The 3,333-nt window shown below is 36.7% G+C and carries 2 protein-coding genes and 1 tRNA gene; 2 read left to right on the top strand and 1 reads right to left on the bottom strand.

Features of this window, described 5'->3' with window-relative positions:
• Positions 1–601: 601 nt before the first annotated feature.
• Complete coding sequence (gene lepA / locus MUW74_RS01335; RefSeq protein ID WP_243517609.1) at positions 602–2,401, bottom strand: translation elongation factor 4; 1,800 nt, start codon at positions 2,399–2,401, stop codon at positions 602–604.
• A 128-nt stretch (positions 2,402–2,529) separates the two neighbouring features.
• Here lepA and rplS point away from each other — a divergent pair, with 128 nt between their 5' ends.
• Both rplS and MUW74_RS01345 read left to right on the top strand, forming a co-directional pair.
• Positions 2,530–2,886, top strand: a complete 357-nt coding sequence (gene rplS, locus MUW74_RS01340) for a 50S ribosomal protein L19 (RefSeq protein WP_243517607.1) — start codon at positions 2,530–2,532, stop codon at positions 2,884–2,886.
• A gap of 162 nt (positions 2,887–3,048) precedes the next feature.
• A tRNA-Thr gene (locus MUW74_RS01345) sits at positions 3,049–3,121 on the top strand.
• The last annotated feature ends 212 nt before the right edge of the window (positions 3,122–3,333 follow it).

Below are 3,333 nucleotides of genomic sequence, written 5' to 3' on the forward strand. Positions count from 1 at the left end.
TTTTTCATCAGCGCTTGATTTTTTGGCTACTTTTTGATCAAGCAAAAAGTAGCTTTAAAAAATTCATTTTTTAACAGAGTCAGGAACAGATACAGGAATTTTTATTTTTTTTATTTGATTATAAGTATTTTCATCTTATTTTTTTCTTCATAAGAAAGTAAGAAAAAAATCAAGCCTTGTGCAAAAAACTGCTGTAAGCTCAGCTTACAGCTGGAAAAACAGAAATCGCCCGCTGCAGCCCTCCTGTCAACGGTTTTTCTATTTCAGCTGTAAGGAGTGATTGCTGATCGCAATTATTTTACAAGGGGCGTTTTTATACGTAGCCTTACCATACTGCTGAATGGATACTAAAAACTTTTCTTGTGTAAACGAATGTTTCTACATCAATTGAAAATACTTTATAAGTAATAAGATGTATAGCTCTAAAATACCAAAAATCTCAAAAAGTAAGGCTAGAGCATTAACAAAAATTATAATGCCTGCCTATCACAACGGTCTTAATTATTTACCAGTGTTGTGAACAGATAGGCCTATTTGCTTTTTGGGCCTAGCGTTACCATAGTGCTGACTAGATAGGATATCAGTAAGTTAAAAATGCTATTTAATCATTTAACTTTAATACCGCCATAAAAGCCTCTTGGGGAATTTCTACTGATCCCACCTGTCTCATTCGTTTTTTACCCTTTTTTTGTTTTTCTAACAACTTCCGTTTTCGTGAAATATCACCACCATAGCATTTGGCAATCACATTTTTGCGCAGCGACTTTACCGTTTCTCTAGCAATAATTTTTGTACCAATAGCTGCTTGAATACTCACTTCAAACATATGTCTAGGAATGATTTCTTTAAGCTTTTTACATAAAACCTTGCCCCGTTCGTAGGCATTGGACCTATGTACAATTGCCGAAAGCGCATCTACTTTTTCATTATGTAATAAAATATCTAGTTTCACCAGGTCTGCATTAGCAAACCTAGATAATTCATAATCTAAGGAAGCATATCCACGTGAAATGGTCTTGAGTTTATCAAAAAAGTCAAAAACCACTTCTGCTAAGGGTAGTTCAAAAGTAAGTTCTACACGGTCAGCGGTTAAATAAACTTGATTTTTAAAAATCCCTCTTCTATCCATACAAAGTTTCATAATCCCTCCCACAAATTCTGATTTTGTAATAATTTGTGCTTGAATAAGCGGTTCTTCGATACGATCAATGGTATTAGGGTCGGGCATATCTGCAGGTGCTTGCACATCTATCAATTGACCTTTTTGATCTATTACATGAAACTGTACCGATGGAACGGTAGTGATAATAGTGATATTAAATTCTTTTTCTAGGCGTTCCTGTATAATCTCCATATGGAGCATCCCCAAGAAACTACATCGAAATCCAAAACCTAAAGCAGCAGAGCTCTCTGGTTCCCAAATCAATGAAGCGTCATTTAATTTTAATTTTTCCATAGAATCTCGCAATGCCTCATATTCGGTAGTATCTACTGGATAGATGCCGGCAAAAACCATAGGCTTGACCTCTTCAAATCCCTTAATCATGGCCCCTAACGGACGCCCAGCCTTATCTACATGGGTAATCGTATCCCCCACTTTTATTTCACTTGCATTTTTAATGCCAGCAATCATATAGCCTACATGTCCTGCTTCTAAACTGGGTTGGGGTATTTGTTGCAACTTTAAAATACCGACCTCTTCCACCCTATATTCTAGACCTGTACTAATACATTGAATCTGGTCTCCAGCTTTAATTGCTCCATTAAAAATCCGAAAATAAACCTCTACACCACGAAAAGTATTATATAATGAATCAAAAATCATGGCTTGCAGGGGTGCGCGATAATCCCCTGTAGGAGCAGGTATACGCCTGACTACTGCTTCCAGTATGGTATCAATACCAAGGCCTTGCTTGGCACTAGCAGCAATGATTTCATCGCGATTACACCCTATCAGTTCTATGATTTGATCTTTTACCTCCTCTGGCATGGCCCCTGGCAAATCAATCTTATTCAAGACAGGAATAATGGTAAGGTTTTGATCCAAGGCCAGATAGAGATTAGAAATCGTTTGCGCTTCTACCCCCTGTGCTGCATCGACTATCAGTAACGCCCCCTCGCACGCAGCAATTGATCGAGAAACTTCATAGGTAAAGTCTACGTGTCCTGGCGTATCAATTAAATTGAGTAAATAAGATTGACCATTATATATGTATTCCATTTGGATTGCATGGCTTTTAATCGTGATACCACGCTCACGTTCTAAATCCATATTATCTAGCACTTGATTTTTTTGATCACGTATGCCAACTGTTTTAGTTACTTCTAATAAGCGATCTGCCAAAGTGCTTTTGCCATGATCAATATGGGCAATGATGCAAAAATTTCGAATATTTTTCATTAAAATTAATTGAGTGGAGGTAAAACGCCCTGATCTATCTTTACTACCATTTACGGTACTGCAAGGTACGGAATTTCAAAAATAGTATTATCTTTGCATTAACATTTATTCTAATTTTCTGACTAGTTATGCATAACTTAATAAAATATGTTGAGGTAACTTGTAATCCTCAACCAGTACGCACATTTCCCTCTTTTAAGGCTGGAGATACCATCAACGTCCATGTAAAAATACAAGAAGGAAATAAAGTACGTATTCAACAATTTCAAGGAGCCGTTATTCAACGTAAAAACCCTAATACCAATGGAGAGACTTTTACTATACGTAAAGTATCTAAAGAGGTAGGTGTAGAACGCATTTTTCCTTTGCTCTGTCCTAATATTGAGAAAATAGAAGTAAAAAGAAAAGGCCGTGTGCGTAGAGCTAGAATTTACTACCTACGAGGCAAACAAGGTAAAGCAGCGCGTATTAAGGAGCTTAGGTAGGAAAAATGCACTTAGTTACTTCTTACAAAGCACTTTTCAAGGTTTTTTTATGCTCTTTTTGCTGACATATCTAGCTAGCTAACCCATATTTTAGATAGCCTTATTAACACATTTATACTATATTTTCCTATATTTGTTATAATAAACCAATTGATTTTGGCCGCCTCCTTAGCTCAACTGGCAGAGCAACTGATTTGTAATCAGTAGGTTGCTGGTTCGATTCCGGCAGGGGGCACTCTACGCTTTTACTATAGGGGTATCTGTTCATCACATTGGTAAAAAATGAATTTTTATTGTTACTTTTTTCTTGATAAAAAAGTAACCAAAAAATCAAGCCCTCAGTAAAAAGTTGCAGCAATCACCTGTTAGAGCTGTAAAAACAGAACTCACCCGCTGCGCGGGTTCAAACAAGCTGTTTTTCTAATCAGCTTTAATAGGTGATTGCCC

Origin of the sequence: Candidatus Cardinium sp. cBcalN2 (assembly GCF_022810445.1) — a bacterium.
Taxonomy (GTDB): Bacteria; Bacteroidota; Bacteroidia; order Cytophagales; family Amoebophilaceae; genus Cardinium.

Excerpts from the sequence above, each read along its gene's own strand:
- lepA (WP_243517609.1), bottom strand. The coding sequence starts at position 2,401 with ATGAAAAATATTCGAAATTTTTGCATCATTGCCCATATTGATCATGGC.
- rplS (WP_243517607.1), top strand. The coding sequence starts at position 2,530 with ATGCATAACTTAATAAAATATGTTGAGGTAACTTGTAATCCTCAACCA.